Source organism: Methyloceanibacter sp. (assembly GCF_049590335.1).
Taxonomy (GTDB): Bacteria; Pseudomonadota; Alphaproteobacteria; order Rhizobiales; family Methyloligellaceae; genus Methyloceanibacter.
In genome coordinates this window covers 14085-29366 of sequence record NZ_JBAWCQ010000121.1, presented here as the reverse complement: position 1 = coordinate 29366, position 15282 = coordinate 14085, and the positions used below count along the sequence as shown (strand labels likewise).

Here is a 15282-nt window from a genome sequence, read left to right as displayed (position 1 = left end):
TCGGGCAGACGGTTAATTTCGATTGGAGCACCGGCACGGAAGCCGGTACGGAGCACGATCTGACGCTCCATGTCTGGACCAGCGCCGATAGTGCCGACAAGGTCCACGAGATCATGGACACGGTGACGACGCTGCTGCACGACCGGCCTCTGAGCGTCGAGGGCCATTATCTGGCCAACCTGCGCCATGAGTTCGCCGAGGCCCGGCTCGATCCGGACGGCGAGACCATGCACGGCATCGTGCGCTATCGCGCCGTAACGGAGCCGTTGCAGCAAGTCGCGGCTTAAATTTCCAATACAGAATTCACTGCGATGGCCGGGCTTGTCCCGGCCATCGTTGTTTTATAGGGGTGAGTGCGGAAGGCCTGCGCGTTGAAGGCGCACCTTCAGGCAATGCGCTTTGGGGGAGAGATCTGAATGTCGCTTTGGAACAGGCTGGTGAATTTCGTCGAGGGCGTCAACGACGACGAGGGGCGCTTGAAGGATATGCACGAGGAGGAGCTGCGCGTCGCATCGGCCGCGCTTCTGATCAACGCGGGCAGTATCGACGGCAAGTTCGACAGTAACGAAAAGCAAAAGGTGAAGGCGCTGCTTCAGCGGCGCTTCGACCTCAAGCCCGACGAGCTGAAACGCCTGTTTCAGGAGGCATCGGCCGAGGAGCGCGAAGCGGTGGATCTGTATCGGTTCACCAAAGTTCTTTGCCGCAATCTCGACCAGGACGGCCGCAAGCGCATCGTCGTTATGCTGTGGGAAGTCGTCATGGTGGACGGCGTGGTCGACGAATTCGAGGCTAACCTCGTGTGGCGTGTCGCCGAGCTAATCGGCGTTTCCACGCGCGACCGGGTGACCTTGCGCAAGATGGTCGAGGCGCGCCTGGCGATCTGACGTCTGCGCGCGCAACACATCCGCGCGCCAGCACAGCCCGGAATTCTTGGAAGAGCGGGTCTCGGGGCCGCTCTTCTTTTGTCTCAACTTGTTTGTCTCAACGCGAGGAACGGACATGACGGCGCAAAAGGGCAAGGACCTCTTGCTGAAAGTGGATAGCGACGGCAGCGGCACGTTCGTCACCGTCGGCAGCGTGGGGCTTGCGGCGCTCGGCGCCAAGGTGGACGATGCGGCTGCGAATGAGTCCGGCGGCTCTCGTAACAAAGAGACGCAGGGGCCGGTCTAAGTGGGTGGGCGTTCAGGCGCCGTTCATGGGCGCACCTGTATGGTGGCGCCCATGATGAGATGTGTGGGACTGAGATGACCTGTCACGCGTTCAAAATGTTTGCGGCCATTGGCATTGCCGCGTTTGCCAGTTTTGTGGCAGTGGCGCCAGCCTATGCTGGATGCATGCCTTTGGGTTCTTCCGGCGGACTCATAAAGAGCAACGGGCTCATCCCGGGTAAAGCCGCTGTGAGCAAGGCTCAGGCCAAGGGCGGAGGAAAAGTGATAAAAATTGTCCTTTGCCAAAACGGCAACAATTTCGTCTATCGGGCCACCGTCCTTGGCAAGCAGGGCGCCGTAAAGAATATCTCGGTGAACGCAAAGACGGGGCAGTAGGGCTTTTATCTAGAGCGCAAGACCGAGGCCGTTCTAAGAATTGCCACGGGCCTGATGCACATCCTAGGAACTTGCTGCAACGAAGACGCCAAGGGAGGGCAAATCTTTGAGGCTTCTCGTCGTCGAGGACGATCCAGATCTTAATCGTCAACTTGTCACCGCGCTCGGTGAGGCCGGCTATGCCGTCGACACGGCTTTCGATGGCGAGGAAGGACACTTCCTCGGCGATACGGAGCCCTACGATGCCGTTATCCTCGACATCGGGCTCCCCAGGAAGGACGGACTGTCCGTGCTCGAACAGTGGCGGCGTGACGAACGCAAGATGCCGGTGCTGATCCTGACGGCCCGCGAACGATGGAGCGATAAGGTCGCAGGCATGGATGCGGGCGCCGACGACTATGTCGCTAAGCCCTTCCATATGGAGGAAGTCCTTGCAAGATTGCGCGCGCTCCTGCGCCGTTCGGCAGGGCATGCGAGTAATGACCTGACCTGCGGTCCACTCGTTCTCGATACCAAGGCAGCACGGGTTATGGTCGACGGGCAAGCCATCAAGCTCACATCGCATGAGTATCGCGTGTTGCATTATCTGATGATGCAACGCGATCGGGTGGTGTCCCGCACCGAGCTCGTGGAACATCTCTACGAACAGGATTTCGACCGGGACTCGAACACGGTCGAGGTTTTTATCGGCCGCTTGCGCAAGAAGCTGCCCGTGGATCTGATCAAGACCGTACGCGGGCTCGGCTACCGCCTTACGGAAAATCCCGACGGGGCCTAGCCCGATGGGGCCGAAATCTCTCGCCTTCAGACTTTTCGTCTCCGCCGCCGCCTGGGTACTCGTGGTTATTCCCATTGCCGCGGTTCTGCTTTCCTCCCTTTATCGCCAAAGTATCGAGCGCAATTTCGATGCGCGCCTGGACGTCTACATGACGAGCCTAGTGGCCGCGAGCACGGCGAAAGGCGGCGAGGCGCCCGAGACACCCGAGAGTCTGGGCGCGCCCATTTTCGACATCCCGTTTTCCGGCTGGTATTGGCAGATCAAGGCGCTGAAGGGTACCGAGCGCCCGCTATTCGTTTCGGATTCGCTGCTCGATCAGCAGCTTGATCTGCCGAGCCAGGAGGGGGTTCCTCCAGACGACACTTTGACCCGGCGTAGCTATGGGACCGGACCAAACGACGAAAACGTGCGCATGGTTGAGCGCGAAATCAGACCGGGCGCCAACGCATCCGACGGTTACTCTTATGCCGTCGCAGGCGATGCGGCCGAGATCGACGCTGATCTCGCTCAGTTCACGACGATGCTGGTTCTGGCGCTCGTGATTCTCGGCGTCGGCCTGACCGTGGCGACCTTCTTCCAGGTTCGCTTCGGCCTCTTGCCGTTGCGCGCCATTCGTCACGACTTGGCGGCAATCCGCTCCGGCGATGCCGAGAAGCTGGAAGGCGAACTTCCCGACGAGATCAAGCCACTGCAGACCGAACTAAATGCGCTCATTCAATCCAATCGCGACGTGGTGGAACGGGCGAGAACGCATGTGGGTAATCTTGCCCATGCGCTGAAAACGCCGCTCAGCGTGATCAGCAACGAGGCGCGGAGGCATGACGGATCGCTGTCCGACAAGGTGGTCGAGCAGGCGGAGCTTATGCGAACACAGATCACGCACCATCTCGACCGCGCGCGGGTGGCGGCGCGGTCCGGTGTTATCGGCGGAGTGACCGATGTCGAGCCCACGCTCATGGCATTGAAGCGGGCGCTCGACCGCATCTATGGCGAGAAGGGGATCGACTTGAGCGTCTCCGTCGACCCGGGCCTCTCGTTCCAAGGCGAAAAGCAGGATTTCGAGGAGATGACCGGCAACCTCATAGATAATGCGTGCAAATGGGCCAACGGGTCCGTGGCGGTCACTGCACGGCGCCTGAGCGATGATATGATCTCCGTGTTCGTGGACGACGACGGGCCGGGCCTGACCAAGGCCGAACGGGAGCGGGTCGTCAAACGCGGGCAGCGCCTCGACGAAAGCAAGCCCGGCTCGGGCCTCGGCCTGTCCATCGTCGCGGACCTGGCTCATCTCTATAAAGGGCTCTTAGCGCTGGAGAACGCCGAAGGCGGCGGCCTGAGCGCCCGCTTAACCTTGCCTGCTGCTTGACTTTTTCGGCGCGGCCAATGGCAACCTAATTTGGCCAGATTTGTTATTCTTAACACTCTGCTGAGAGGTTACACTTATATGTTAACCCTCTAGCAAAGGGATGGCTTTGTCCTTTTGGGCCGGGGAAAAACCGATGAGACGTATTCTTGCAATTGCACTGTTGCCGCTGATGCTTGCGGCCTGCGGAACCGGCGGAAACCTCGGCACCGACGCCCTATGGGGCTCGATGTCGGGCAATAACGGTGCATCGGCGATGGACGCTCAGGACCAGCAGCTGGCGGCTGAGGCCAAGCAAAAGGCCCTGGAGTTCGGCCAGGCGGGTCAGGCGACCTCTTGGACCAACCCGGCGAACCAGCATAACGGCCAGTTCGTTCCCGGTACGCCCTATAAGAAGGGCACTTCCTTCTGTCGCCCCTTCACGCATACGATGTTTATCGACGGGCAGCCCAAGACAACCAACGGTACGGCTTGCCGGCAGCCTGACGGGCGCTGGAGCCAGGTAGGCTAGGGCCCAGTTGGCGAAACATTGCCGCGATTTCATCTTTCCGGCAACGCCTTCGCCTTGCTCTGGCAAGTGCCCATGTCCTATGCCTAGCGACCGTTTGAATTCTGAAGGTTAGGACCTCTTCGTGCTGCTTTGGGTCATCCTGGCGGCCCTTACCGCCGTCGTTTTGTCCTTCTTGCTATACCCGCTCGTCGGCGGCCGAGATGCTGTGGACGAACGCGATGCGTTCAATGCCGCGGTCTATCGGGATCAGCTCGACGAGATCGGGGCGGATCGCGCGCGTGGACTAATCGGCAAGGCGGAGGCGGAGGCCGCGCGGCTCGAGGTCGCGCGCCGGTTGCTCGCCGCGGACGAAAACGGCGCTGGCGCCTCAGGTGAGGGACCCCGCGGCGTGCTCCCCCGGGCAGCCTTCATTGTCGTTGCCATAGGCCTGCCGCTCGCCGTGCTCGGTGCCTACCTCTTCTACGGCTCGCCCCGTCTTCCCGACCAGCCCTTGGCCGCGCGGCTCACCGATCCGGCCAAAGAGAAGGACATCGGTGTGCTTGTTGCCCGTGTGGAAGCGCGCTTGCGCGCGGAGCCCGACGAAGGCGCCGGCTGGGACGCGATCGCGCCAATCTATCTGGGCGGCCGGCGCTATGCGGATGCGGCCGAAGCCTATCGTCAGGCGATCCGGCTTTTAGGGCCAACGGCCAAGCGCCTGTCCGGTCTCGGCCAGGCGCTGGTGCTGGAACAGGAGGGGCTGGTGACGGAACGGGCCCGCATCGCCCTTGAGGAGGCTCTGAAGGAAGATGGGACGCTGGTGGAACCGCGTATTCTCCTGGCGGTCGCAAAAGAGCAGGGTGGCAATTTCGAAGATGCGCTAGCGGACTGGCGCGGATTGCTGGTTCTCAGGCAAGGCGATGAGCGCTGGCGGTCGATGATCGAGGGGCGGATCGCCAACGTGCAAGCCCGGATCTCCGGAAAACAACCGCCCGCAATGGCGATGGCGCCGAAAGCCGGACCGAGTGCCGCCGATATCGAAGCCGTGCAGAGTATGAGTCCCGGCGAGCGCCAGGCCATGGTGGACAGCATGGTCAAGAAGCTTGCGGCGCGGCTCGAGGCCGATGGCGACGATTTACCGGGCTGGCTCCGTCTTATACGCGCCTATACGGTTTTGGGGCGAAGCGGCGATGCGAAAGCCGCCGTTGCCAAGGCGAAGGATCAGTTCGCAGGGAATGCGCAGGCGATCGAGCAGCTCGATATGCTGGCAGCTGAGTTGGGGTTGAAGTCATGACACGCAAACAGCGCAGAGGCGTTTTGATCGGAACATGCCTTGTGGTTCTCGGGGTGGCTGTGGGCCTCGTGCTTTACGCTATGCGGGACTCGATCGTGTTCTTCTACAGCCCGAGCGACATCGCGAAGATGGAGATCGCGCCCGGGCAGCGCATCCGGCTTGGGGGGCTCGTCGAGACCGGAAGCGTGAAGCGGGACGAAGGCACGACGGTTCGCTTCGCGGTGACCGATGGCGCCAAGGTCTTGCCCGTGACATTTACCGGGGTTCTGCCGGACCTGTTCCGCGAGGGACAGGGCGTGGTAACCGAAGGGGCGTTGCAGCCGGACGGAACCTTCAAAGCCGACAATGTGCTGGCGAAGCATGACGAGAACTACATGCCGCCGGAGGTTGCCGCGAAACTGAAAGAGCAAGGCGTTTGGCGTGATGTTGACGCCGGCGGGGAAGTGACGGCCCAATGATAGCGGAGACCGGCCACTATGCTCTTATCCTCGCGCTCGGTGTCGCCATCGTTCAAATGGTGTTGCCGGTCATCGGCACACGGGTCAACGATCCGCGCCTAGCTGCAGTCTCCGTTCCCGCGGCGCAAGCACAGTTCGTTCTCATCTGTATCGCCTTCGGAGCCCTGACGGTCGCCTATGTCACCTCCGACTTCTCTGTCTTGAATGTGTGGCAGAACTCGCACTCGGCCAAGCCGATGCTCTACAAGATCTCGGCCGTATGGGGGAACCACGAAGGGTCGATGGTTCTGTGGGTGTTGATCCTGGCCCTGTTCGGCGCCGCGGTCGCGACTTTCGGGTCGAACCTGCCTCGTCAATTGCAGGCGAACGTGCTTGCGGTGCAGGGCTCGATCGCCGTCGCATTCCTGCTCTTCATCATTATGACCTCGAATCCGTTCCTGCGCGTCAGCCCCGCGCCGTTCGACGGGCAAGGTCTCAACCCCGTCCTGCAAGACCCCGCGCTGGCCTTCCATCCGCCCTTCCTTTATGCGGGCTATGTCGGATTTTCCATGGCGTTCTCCTTCGCGGTCGCTGCGCTGATCGATGGGCGCATCGATGCGGCATGGGCGCGCTGGGTGCGGCCTTGGACACTCGTCGCCTGGATGTGTCTGACGCTCGGAATCGCGATGGGCTCCTGGTGGGCTTATTACGAGCTCGGCTGGGGCGGCTTCTGGTTCTGGGACCCCGTCGAGAATGCGTCCTTCATGCCCTGGCTCGCCGGTACGGCGCTGTTGCACTCGGCACTTGTGATGGAAAAGCGCGATGCGCTGAAGGTCTGGACGATTTTGCTCGCCATCATCACCTTCTCCCTAAGCCTCATGGGTACGTTTCTGGTTCGCTCGGGCGTGCTGACGTCGGTCCATGCCTTCGCGGTGGATCCGACACGCGGCGTGTTCATTCTCGGCATCATGGCGATCTTTATCGGTGGGTCGTTTGCGCTATTCGCCTGGCGCGCGCCGCTTCTGTCCAAAGGAGGCTTGTTCGCGCCTATCAGCCGTGAAGGCAGTCTGGTTCTCAACAATCTGCTCTTGACAGTGGCGTGCGCGGCCGTGTTCGTCGGCACGCTCTATCCGCTCGCCTTGGAAGCGGTCACCGGCGAGAAGATCTCTGTTGGCGCACCGTTCTTCAACCTGACCTTCGTGCCCCTGATCGTGCCGCTCCTCATTGCCGTGCCGTTCGGTCCTCTACTCGCGTGGAAACGCGGCGATCTGCTAGCCGCGGCGCAGCGGCTGATGGTTGCAGCGATCGTCGCCCTAGCTGCGATGATCATTGTGCTCGCCCTACACCAAAACGGTCCCTGGCTGGCGCCGCTTGGGATTGGTCTCGGTCTGTGGCTGATCGTGGGGGCCGGCACAGAGATCGCAACGCGCTCGAAACTCTTCGATGCGTCCTTGGGCGAAAGCTGGCGGCGTGCGCGCAATTTGCCCCGCGCCGCCTATGGCTCGGCTCTCGCGCATGCGGGACTTGGAGTCATGGTGATCGGGCTTGTCGCGACGACGGCTTGGCGCAGTGAGCGGATCGAGGCGCTGGCGCCGGGGGCGACCGTGGACATCGCAGGTTACGAGCTTACATTCGAAGGCGTGAAAGAGGGGCTGGGCCCCAACTACAAGGAGCTTGCCGGCATCTTTCGGGTGACGCGGGACGGCCAGCCCGTGACCACACTCATCCCATCAAAGCGCGCCTATTCCGTGGAGAAGAGCGCAACTACCGAGGCTGGTATCCACAACAGCTGGCGGGGCGATCTCTATCTGGTGCTCGGCGATCCGCTCAAGGACGGTGGCTATACCGTCCGGGTCTATTTCAATCCGATGGTCCGGCTGATTTGGCTCGGTGCCTTGTTCATGTTCTTCGGCGGTATGGTGTCGCTATCGGACCGCCGCTTGCGCGTGGGCGCACCCAAACGCGCTAAGCAAAAGACGAAACCGGCCATGGCAGCGGGCAAGTGACGATGACCTTCCGCCAGCTTGTGCTCGCCGCTCTTCTGGCGGTTTTTGCATTCGGTGCGCCGAGCGTGCACGCCGTACAGCCCGACGAAGTCTTGGACGATCCGGCGCTGGAAGCGCGGGCGCGGGGGCTATCCGCGGGGCTGCGCTGTCTTGTCTGTCAAAATCAGTCCATCGACGATTCCGATGCGCCCTTGGCCAGGGATTTGCGCGTGCTGGTGCGCGAGCGGCTGAAAGCGGGCGACAGCGACGACGACATCATCACCTTCGTGGTTTCGCGCTATGGGGAGTTCGTGCTGCTGAAGCCGCGCTTCACCCCGCATACATGGCTGTTGTGGCTCGCGACACCACTGCTGTTTCTCTTGGCCCTGGGCGGCATTCTCTATGCTTACCGTCGGCGCTCCGCGTCGTCCGCAGCGCCTCAAGCCCTCACCGAGAGCGAACAGGCGCATCTGACTCGCCTCTTGGACGAGGAAACACCGAAGGGCGGCGATAAGCTCTGAACCCCTGTGTTTTCGGGGCTGCTTATGCGCGCCAAACCTTACCGATAATTAATGCCGGTGAAACCGCGGCGTAATTGGCGGCTCCCTATATTTCGAATCTCACATGATCGCTCTGCACGGTCAGAGCATGACCGGAACAAATTTGCCGTCCCAAGAGAGGGGAAACGAATGACAACTGATACGAACCCAGCAGCGAACGAGAGCACGCGGCCGCGGAAATTGGCTCGGAGGCCCGCGTTTCTTGCCATTGCGGCGCTGGTCGCCGCAGGGGTGATCGGGTTTTCATTCAACCCGAGTGTGCCGCCGGCCGTTGCAGAAATGGCTGAAGCGCAGCAGACCATCGAGACGCCCTACGGCCGGGCGCCGCTTTCCTTCGCCGATCTCGTGGCCAAGGTGAGCCCCGCCGTGGTCAGCATCAATGTGAAGGGTGAAACCAAGACAGCACAGAACGACGGTTCGCCCATTCCTGGGATGCCGAACGTGCCCGAGGACAATCCGCTACACGACTTCTTCGAGCAGTTCCGCAAGGGCATGCCGAAGCCGCCGTCGAAGCACACGCCGAGCCTGGCGCAAGGGTCCGGATTCTTCATTTCGGAAGACGGGTACGTCGTCACCAACAACCATGTGGTTGAGGACGCCGACAACATCACCGTCACCATGGAGGACGGCGAGAAGTTCGATGCGAAACTGATCGGAACCGATCCGCGCACCGACCTCGCGCTCGTTAAGGTGACGGATAAGACGAGCACGAAGTTCCCGTTCGTCACGATGTCCGACAAGCGCCCGCGCGTTGGCGATTGGGTGCTTGCGGTCGGTAATCCGTTCGGCCTCGGTGGTACGGTGACAGCCGGTATCATCTCGGCCCACAATCGCGACATCGGTTCTGGTCCTTACGATTATCTCCAGATCGATGCGGCGGTGAACCGCGGCAACTCTGGCGGTCCGAGCTTCGATCTCGATGGGAATGTGGTTGGTGTCAACACCGCGATCTTTTCCCCGTCCGGCGGCAATGTCGGGATTGCGTTTGCCGTTCCGGCTGCGCTTGTGAAACAAGTGGTGGCGGACCTCCAGGACGACGGTAGCGTCGATCGCGGCTGGCTCGGTGTCGTTATTCAGAACGTCAACGACGACATCGCCGACTCGATCGGTCTGCCCGCGCCAAAGGGTGCCATGATCACCAAGGTGACCGAGGACGGTCCTGCTGCGAAGGAGGACATCAAGGCCGGTGACGTCATTGTCGAAGTGAACGGCAGCGCAGTGAAGGACTCGCGCGACCTTGCCCGCAAGATCGCCGATCTCGAGCCCGACTCCGAGGTGAAACTCGCAATTGTCCGTTACGGCGACAAGCGTGAAGTCGACATGACACTCGGCGCTTTCCCGAGCGCAAAGAAGCTGGCCTCGCTCCGGAAGGACGAGCCCGCTGACCAGAGTGAGCAGATGGAGAAGCTGGGCCTGTCGCTTGCCCCGGCGGCCACGATCCCGGGCGCCGGCGAGGATGGTGTCGTCATCACCGAGGTGAACAGCGATAGCGATGCCGCCAACAAGGGCCTGAAACCTGGCGATATCATTCTCCAAGTCGCGGGTGTCGATGTCGCCACCCCGGCTGACATCGCCACGGGTCTCGCCAAGGCGACCGAATCCGCCACGGGCGATAAGGAAAAGGTCAAGGTCCTGATGCAGGTCAAGACCGGCGACCAAACGCGCTTTGTCGCGCTTTCCCAGAAGAAGGAGTAATATCGCCTTCTTCTGTTGGAGGGCGGTGCGGTTTCCCCCCCAAACCGCGCCGCCCGCCCCGATTTGTGTTTCCGTATGTCTTTCCGAAACAAAGAGTGAGCTGAGGCGATATGCGGGTCCTGGTGATCGAGGACGACCAAGAGACGGCAGCCTTTCTCAAGCGGGCGCTCAAGGAATCGGGGCATATGGCCGAGCACGCAGCCGACGGCGAGGCCGGTCTCGACTTTGCCAGAACCAATGCCTACGACGTGCTCATTGTCGATCGCATGCTGCCAAAGCTGGATGGGCTCGGCGTCATCAGGTCCCTACGCACTGCAGAAATCCATACGCCTGCGTTGATCCTTTCGGCCTTGGGCGAGGTCGACGACCGCGTCAAGGGATTGCGGGCAGGTGGCGACGACTATCTCACAAAGCCCTATGCGTTCAGTGAACTTTTAGCGCGCATCGAAGTGCTGGCCCGCCGTACGTCACCGGAAGAAGGTTCGACGCGGCTCTCGGTCGGCGATCTCGTGCTGGATCGTCTGTCTCACAAAGTTACGCGAGCGGGCGCGGCCATCTTGCTGCAGCCGCGAGAATTTCGACTGCTCGAGTATTTGATGAAGCATGCGGGTCAGGTTGTGACGCGCACGATGTTACTCGAAAACGTTTGGGACTATCACTTCGATCCGCAGACCAATGTCATTGACGTCCACATTTCGAGACTGCGGTCGAAGATCGATAAGAACTTCGAGCAGCCGCTCCTCCATACGGTTCGCGGCGCCGGTTACACGATCCGTGACAGCGCTCACTAAACTCTTCCGGACGACGACCTTCCGCCTGTCGCTGACCTATTTCGCGCTGTTCAGCGCGGCTGCCATCATTGCCATTGTTTATCTGTATTGGAACACGACGGTGCTGCTGTCGCGGCAGCTCAATCAGACTATCGATGCGGAGCTCAAGGGGCTTGCGGAGCAGTATCGTGCAGGCGGGCGCGACCAACTCGTGCGCATCGTCGCCCAACGCAGCCGCACGCCAGGCAATAGCCTTTATCTTGTCGCCGACAGAAACGAGAAGCAGCTTGCGGGAAATCTGAGCGCCGTCTCGCCTCAGCTTTGGGACAGTGTCGGGCCGGTCGAGTTTGTCTATAGCCGCCCCGCACCCGGTGGCATGGAGCAGCGGCTGGCGTTTGCGAATGTCTTCCGGCTTCCCGGCGGCGATCGCCTCATCGTCGGCCGTGACATTGAGGACCGCCGGGAGCTGTCGCGCCTCATCCGTTCGACCATGCTGTGGGGACTGGGCGTCATGGCGCTGCTCGGCATCGGCGGCGGCTATTGGGTGAGCCGCAGATTGCTCGCCCGCGTCGATAAGCTTTCCGCCACCACGCGCACGATCATGGCCGGCGATCTTTCCCGCCGATTGCCCGTGAGCGGGTCGGGCGATGAGCTGGATCGCTTGGCCCAAAGTCTCAATTTGATGCTTGGCCGTATCGAGCAACTCATGGCCGGCATGCGGGAAGTCTCCGACAATATCGCTCACGACCTGAAGACACCTTTGAACAGGTTGCGCAATCGCGTCGAGGAGGCGTTGCGCGAGCCGGCGGACGAGGTCGGCTACCGGGATGCCTTGGAGCTGACCATTGAGGAGGCCGACGGTCTCATCAAGACGTTCAACGCCTTACTTTCCATCGCTAGGCTTGAAGCGGGGGCGGGCGGGGACGATCGCGACAGTCTCGATCTCTCGGCCCTTGTGAGCGATGTGACCGAGCTCTATGAGCCCGTGGCCGAGGAGCGCGGCATTGCTCTCAAGGCGGACATGGCAGGTTTCATCCCCGTGCGCGGCAACCGGCAACTTTTGGGGCAGGCGCTCGCCAATCTTATCGACAACGCGTTGAAGTATGGGGCCGCGCGCGCCACCCAAGGCAATGGCCATGCGGCGGAAGTCGTTGTCCGGACCTCCCGCCGTGATGGGTTCGCGGAAATCACCGTCTCCGACCGCGGCCCTGGTGTTCCAGCCTCCGAGCGGGAACGCGTCTTGGACCGTTTCGTACGTCTTGAGGCAAGCCGCTCCGAACCCGGTAGCGGTCTTGGATTGAGCCTTGTCGCGGCGGTAGCGAGGCTGCATGGTGGGATGCTGAGGCTTGAGGACAATGCGCCCGGCCTCCGCGTCATTCTCAGCCTTCCGTTGGAGACAGGCGCGCAGCGAAGAACCACGGCGGACAGACCGTCGCCAGAAGGAGAGCTGAGGCCGACGTGACGCCGTTCGCCGAACGGATTTGCGAAATCCCCGATGTCTTCGATGCGGAGCGGGGTGGCGATGTTCTTGCGTCGGTGCAGAAGGCACTGGACCAGGACCCGGCCAGCGCATACGCCGCGGAGATGCTGCGCGCGCCAAAGGTCGCCGCGTTTCTCACCGCTGCCTTCTCTGGATCGCCCTATCTTTCGGCCTTGTCGGTGCGAGACCCCGAGCTTCTTGCCGCCTGCCTCGCCGAGGATCCTGACACCCATCTGCCGGAGGCCGGCGCGCGGCTGGAGGCTGCCTTGGCGCAAGTGCCCTCCGAGGCCGAAGCCATGGCCATGCTACGCAAGTTCAAGCAGCACAGCGCTCTCGTGACCGCACTCGCCGATCTCGGCGGCGTTTGGACGACCGCTGGGACGCTGAAAGGCTTGAGCGATGCCGCCGATACGGCAATCAGGGCTGCAGTAAACTATCTGTTCCGCAAGGCCTACGCAGCCGGCCAAGTGACGTCACACGAGCCGGACGGATACTTCGTGATCGCCATGGGCAAGCTCGGTGCCATGGAATTGAACTACTCGTCCGATGTCGACTTCATTGTGTTCTACGATCCCGAGCAGGCGCGGCTTGCCGAGACCGTGGAGCCGTCAGCTTTTTTCGTGAAACTGACTCGCGACCTGGTGCGCGTGCTGCAGGAGCAAACGAAGGACGGTTATGTTTACCGGACGGATTTGCGGCTAAGGCCCGATCCCGGTGCGACGCAGATCGCACTCTCGACCGAAGCCGGCCTGATCTACTACGAGGGTTTTGGTCAGAACTGGGAGCGGTCGGCGCTGATCAAGGCACGGATCGCGGCCGGTGATGCCGCGCTTGGCGATGCCTTTCTCGAACAGCTCTCGCCATTCATCTGGCGGAAGTATCTGGATTTCGCCGCGGTAGCCGATATCCACGCCATGAAGCGGCGGGTGCATGAATTCAAAGGCCATGGTGCGATTGCCGTGGGCGGTCACGACATCAAGCTGGGACGGGGCGGCATTCGCGATATCGAGTTCTTCGCGCAGACGCAGCAATTGATCGCGGGCGGGCGCCATCCGGAGCTGCGCACGCGGGGGACGCTGGAAGCCCTCACCCGGCTCGCCGAAGGCGATTGGATCGAAGCCGATGCGGCGCAGGAGCTCTCGGAAGCCTATCTGTTCCTGCGCCGGGTGGAGAACCGCATTCAGATGGTCGGCGATCAACAGACGCATATCATTCCCGCCGAGCCGCACGAATTCGACCGTCTCGCGCGGCTGTGCGGCTTCGCCAAGACGGATGCTTTCGGCGATGCTCTCCTTGCGCGGTTCCAGTGTGTGGAGGGGCATTATGGCGCCCTGTTCGAGAAGATTCCCCAGCCGCCATGCTCCATACCTGGACTTGTTCTTGGAGACGAGGCGAGCCCGGAGTCCCGCGCGGCGCTGAAGGACCTCGGCTTCGAGAATCCCCGCGCGGCCATTGAAGCGATCAAGGCTTGGCAGGCTGGCCGCTATCCCGCCACGCGCAGCGCCAAAGCGCGCGAGCGCTTGACCGAGTTTCTCCCCCATCTTCTGGAGGCCTTCAGCCGCACGGCACAGCCCGACCTTGCCTTGTCGATCTTCGACAAGGTCATGGCCAATATGCCAGTGGGCCTGCCGCTGTTCTCTTTGCTTGCGGCCAATCCCAGCCTGTTGCGGCTTGTGGCCGACATCATGGGTACGGCCCCGCGTCTTGCGAAAATTCTCGGGCGGCGTCCAAGGCTGATGGATGCCGTTCTGGATCCGGGTTTCTTCGGAGACACGCCAACCAAGACGCAACTGAAAGAGGTCGTCGGGGGGGCGCTTGCGCTCGCGACCGACTATCAGGATGCGCTCGATCTTGCACGTATCGTCGGGCGCGAGCAGGGCTTCCTTATTGGTGTCCGTGTGATCTCGGGCTCCATTTCCGCGGAGCAGGCGGGTGAGGCATATGCGACGCTTGCCGACACGCTGATCCAGGTGCTGTCAGACCGTGTCGGCGAGGAATTGATCGCGCAGCATGGTCGTTTGCCGAACGGCATGGCGGCGGTTGTTGCGATGGGCAAGCTGGGCGGCGAGGAGATGACGGCCGCGTCCGACCTCGATCTCATCACCGTGTATGACTATGCCGGTGAGGACGCGAAGTCCGATGGTGATCGCAGTCTTCCTGGCCCTCAATACTACACGCGGTTCACGCAGCGCCTGATCGCGGCGCTATCGGCCCAGACGGCAGAGGGCGCGCTCTACGAAGTCGATATGCGGCTGCGGCCATCCGGGAGCCAGGGCCCGGTCGCCACCAAGCTGTCGGGCTTTGTCGACTACCAGGAGCGGTCCGCGTGGGTCTGGGAGCATCTCGCGCTGACGCGCGCGCGGGTCGTCTCGGGACCCGATCCTATGCGCCAAGCAATCGATGCGACCATCCGCTCCGTGCTCACAAGGCCGCGCGACCGGGCTGCCGTGGCGGGCGAAGTTCACGAGATGCGCCGCAGGATCGCGGCCGAGAAGGGATCGGCCGACATTTGGAATTTGAAGCAGGTCCGTGGTGGCATCGTCGATCTCGAATTCACCACGCAGTTCCTTCAACTCGTGAACGCGGCGGAGCGGCCCGACGTCCTCGACCCGAACACGGAAGCCGGCCTGACCAAGCTCGCGAAGGCCGGCGTTCTCGACCAGGCCGATGCTGAACTGCTGATCCCGGCAGCGCGACTCTACCAATCGCTCACCCAGATACTGAGGCTTTGCCTTGAGGAAGGCTTCGATGCGAACGATGCGCCGCAGGCCTTGCGGGAACTCTTGGCCCGGTCGGCGGATATGCCGGATTTCTCGACGTTGGAGGCGACATTAAAGGAGACGTTGTTGCGCGTGCACAACGCCTTCAATCGTCTCGTGGCTTGAGTTT

Annotated in this window: 14 protein-coding genes; all 14 read left to right on the top strand. The window is 61.9% G+C overall.

Going from position 1 to position 15282, the window contains the following annotated elements; all coding sequences use genetic code 11:
* On the top strand, positions 1 to 287 hold a 287-nt coding region (locus WBQ77_RS09805), incomplete at its 5' end, for a DUF3168 domain-containing protein (RefSeq protein WP_424060033.1).
* Positions 288 to 416: 129 nt separating this feature from the next.
* Positions 417 to 884 carry a TerB family tellurite resistance protein gene (locus tag WBQ77_RS09800; RefSeq protein ID WP_424060031.1) on the top strand — a complete coding sequence of 156 codons (468 nt, stop codon included), beginning with the start codon at positions 417 to 419 and terminating at the stop codon, positions 882 to 884.
* 115 nt (positions 885 to 999) lie between these two features.
* Positions 1000 to 1170 (top strand): hypothetical protein, encoded by a 171-nt coding sequence (locus tag WBQ77_RS09795; protein WP_424043277.1) that lies wholly within the window; start codon positions 1000 to 1002, stop codon positions 1168 to 1170.
* Positions 1171 to 1650: 480 nt separating this feature from the next.
* Positions 1651 to 2322: a response regulator transcription factor gene (locus WBQ77_RS09790; RefSeq protein WP_424043281.1), complete on the top strand. Its 672-nt coding sequence runs from the start codon at positions 1651 to 1653 to the stop codon at positions 2320 to 2322.
* 4 nt (positions 2323 to 2326) lie between these two features.
* Positions 2327 to 3688, top strand: a complete 1362-nt coding sequence (locus WBQ77_RS09785) for an ATP-binding protein (RefSeq protein ID WP_424060029.1) — start codon at positions 2327 to 2329, stop codon at positions 3686 to 3688.
* Between the two features lie 133 nt (positions 3689 to 3821).
* Positions 3822 to 4196 carry a hypothetical protein gene (locus WBQ77_RS09780; RefSeq protein ID WP_424060027.1) on the top strand — a complete coding sequence of 125 codons (375 nt, stop codon included), beginning with the start codon at positions 3822 to 3824 and terminating at the stop codon, positions 4194 to 4196.
* A gap of 121 nt (positions 4197 to 4317) precedes the next feature.
* Positions 4318 to 5466: a c-type cytochrome biogenesis protein CcmI gene (gene ccmI, locus WBQ77_RS09775; protein ID WP_424060025.1), complete on the top strand. Its 1149-nt coding sequence runs from the start codon at positions 4318 to 4320 to the stop codon at positions 5464 to 5466.
* Positions 5463 to 5924: a cytochrome c maturation protein CcmE gene (gene ccmE, locus WBQ77_RS09770; protein WP_424043288.1), complete on the top strand. Its 462-nt coding sequence runs from the start codon at positions 5463 to 5465 to the stop codon at positions 5922 to 5924. The genes ccmI and ccmE overlap by 4 nt, the downstream gene beginning before the upstream one ends.
* Entirely contained in the window at positions 5921 to 7909 is a 1989-nt protein-coding gene (locus tag WBQ77_RS09765) for a heme lyase CcmF/NrfE family subunit (RefSeq protein WP_424043290.1), read from the top strand. Before ccmE ends, WBQ77_RS09765 begins: the two co-directional genes overlap by 4 nt.
* Positions 7910 to 7911: 2 nt before the next feature.
* The gene (locus WBQ77_RS09760) at positions 7912 to 8409 is read left to right on the top strand and encodes a cytochrome c-type biogenesis protein (protein WP_424043302.1); all 498 of its coding nucleotides are present in this window, start codon (positions 7912 to 7914) and stop codon (positions 8407 to 8409) included.
* Positions 8410 to 8577: 168 nt separating this feature from the next.
* The gene (locus WBQ77_RS09755) at positions 8578 to 10143 is read left to right on the top strand and encodes a Do family serine endopeptidase (RefSeq protein ID WP_424043292.1); all 1566 of its coding nucleotides are present in this window, start codon (positions 8578 to 8580) and stop codon (positions 10141 to 10143) included.
* Positions 10144 to 10253: 110 nt separating this feature from the next.
* A complete protein-coding gene (locus WBQ77_RS09750) occupies positions 10254 to 10934 on the top strand; it encodes a response regulator transcription factor (RefSeq protein ID WP_424043294.1) in 681 nt (226 codons plus the stop codon).
* A complete protein-coding gene (locus WBQ77_RS09745; protein WP_424043296.1) occupies positions 10918 to 12375 on the top strand; it encodes an ATP-binding protein in 1458 nt (485 codons plus the stop codon). The genes WBQ77_RS09750 and WBQ77_RS09745 overlap by 17 nt, the downstream gene beginning before the upstream one ends.
* Entirely contained in the window at positions 12372 to 15278 is a 2907-nt protein-coding gene (locus WBQ77_RS09740; RefSeq protein ID WP_424043298.1) for a bifunctional [glutamine synthetase] adenylyltransferase/[glutamine synthetase]-adenylyl-L-tyrosine phosphorylase, read from the top strand. The genes WBQ77_RS09745 and WBQ77_RS09740 overlap by 4 nt, the downstream gene beginning before the upstream one ends.
* Positions 15279 to 15282: the final 4 nt, after the last annotated feature.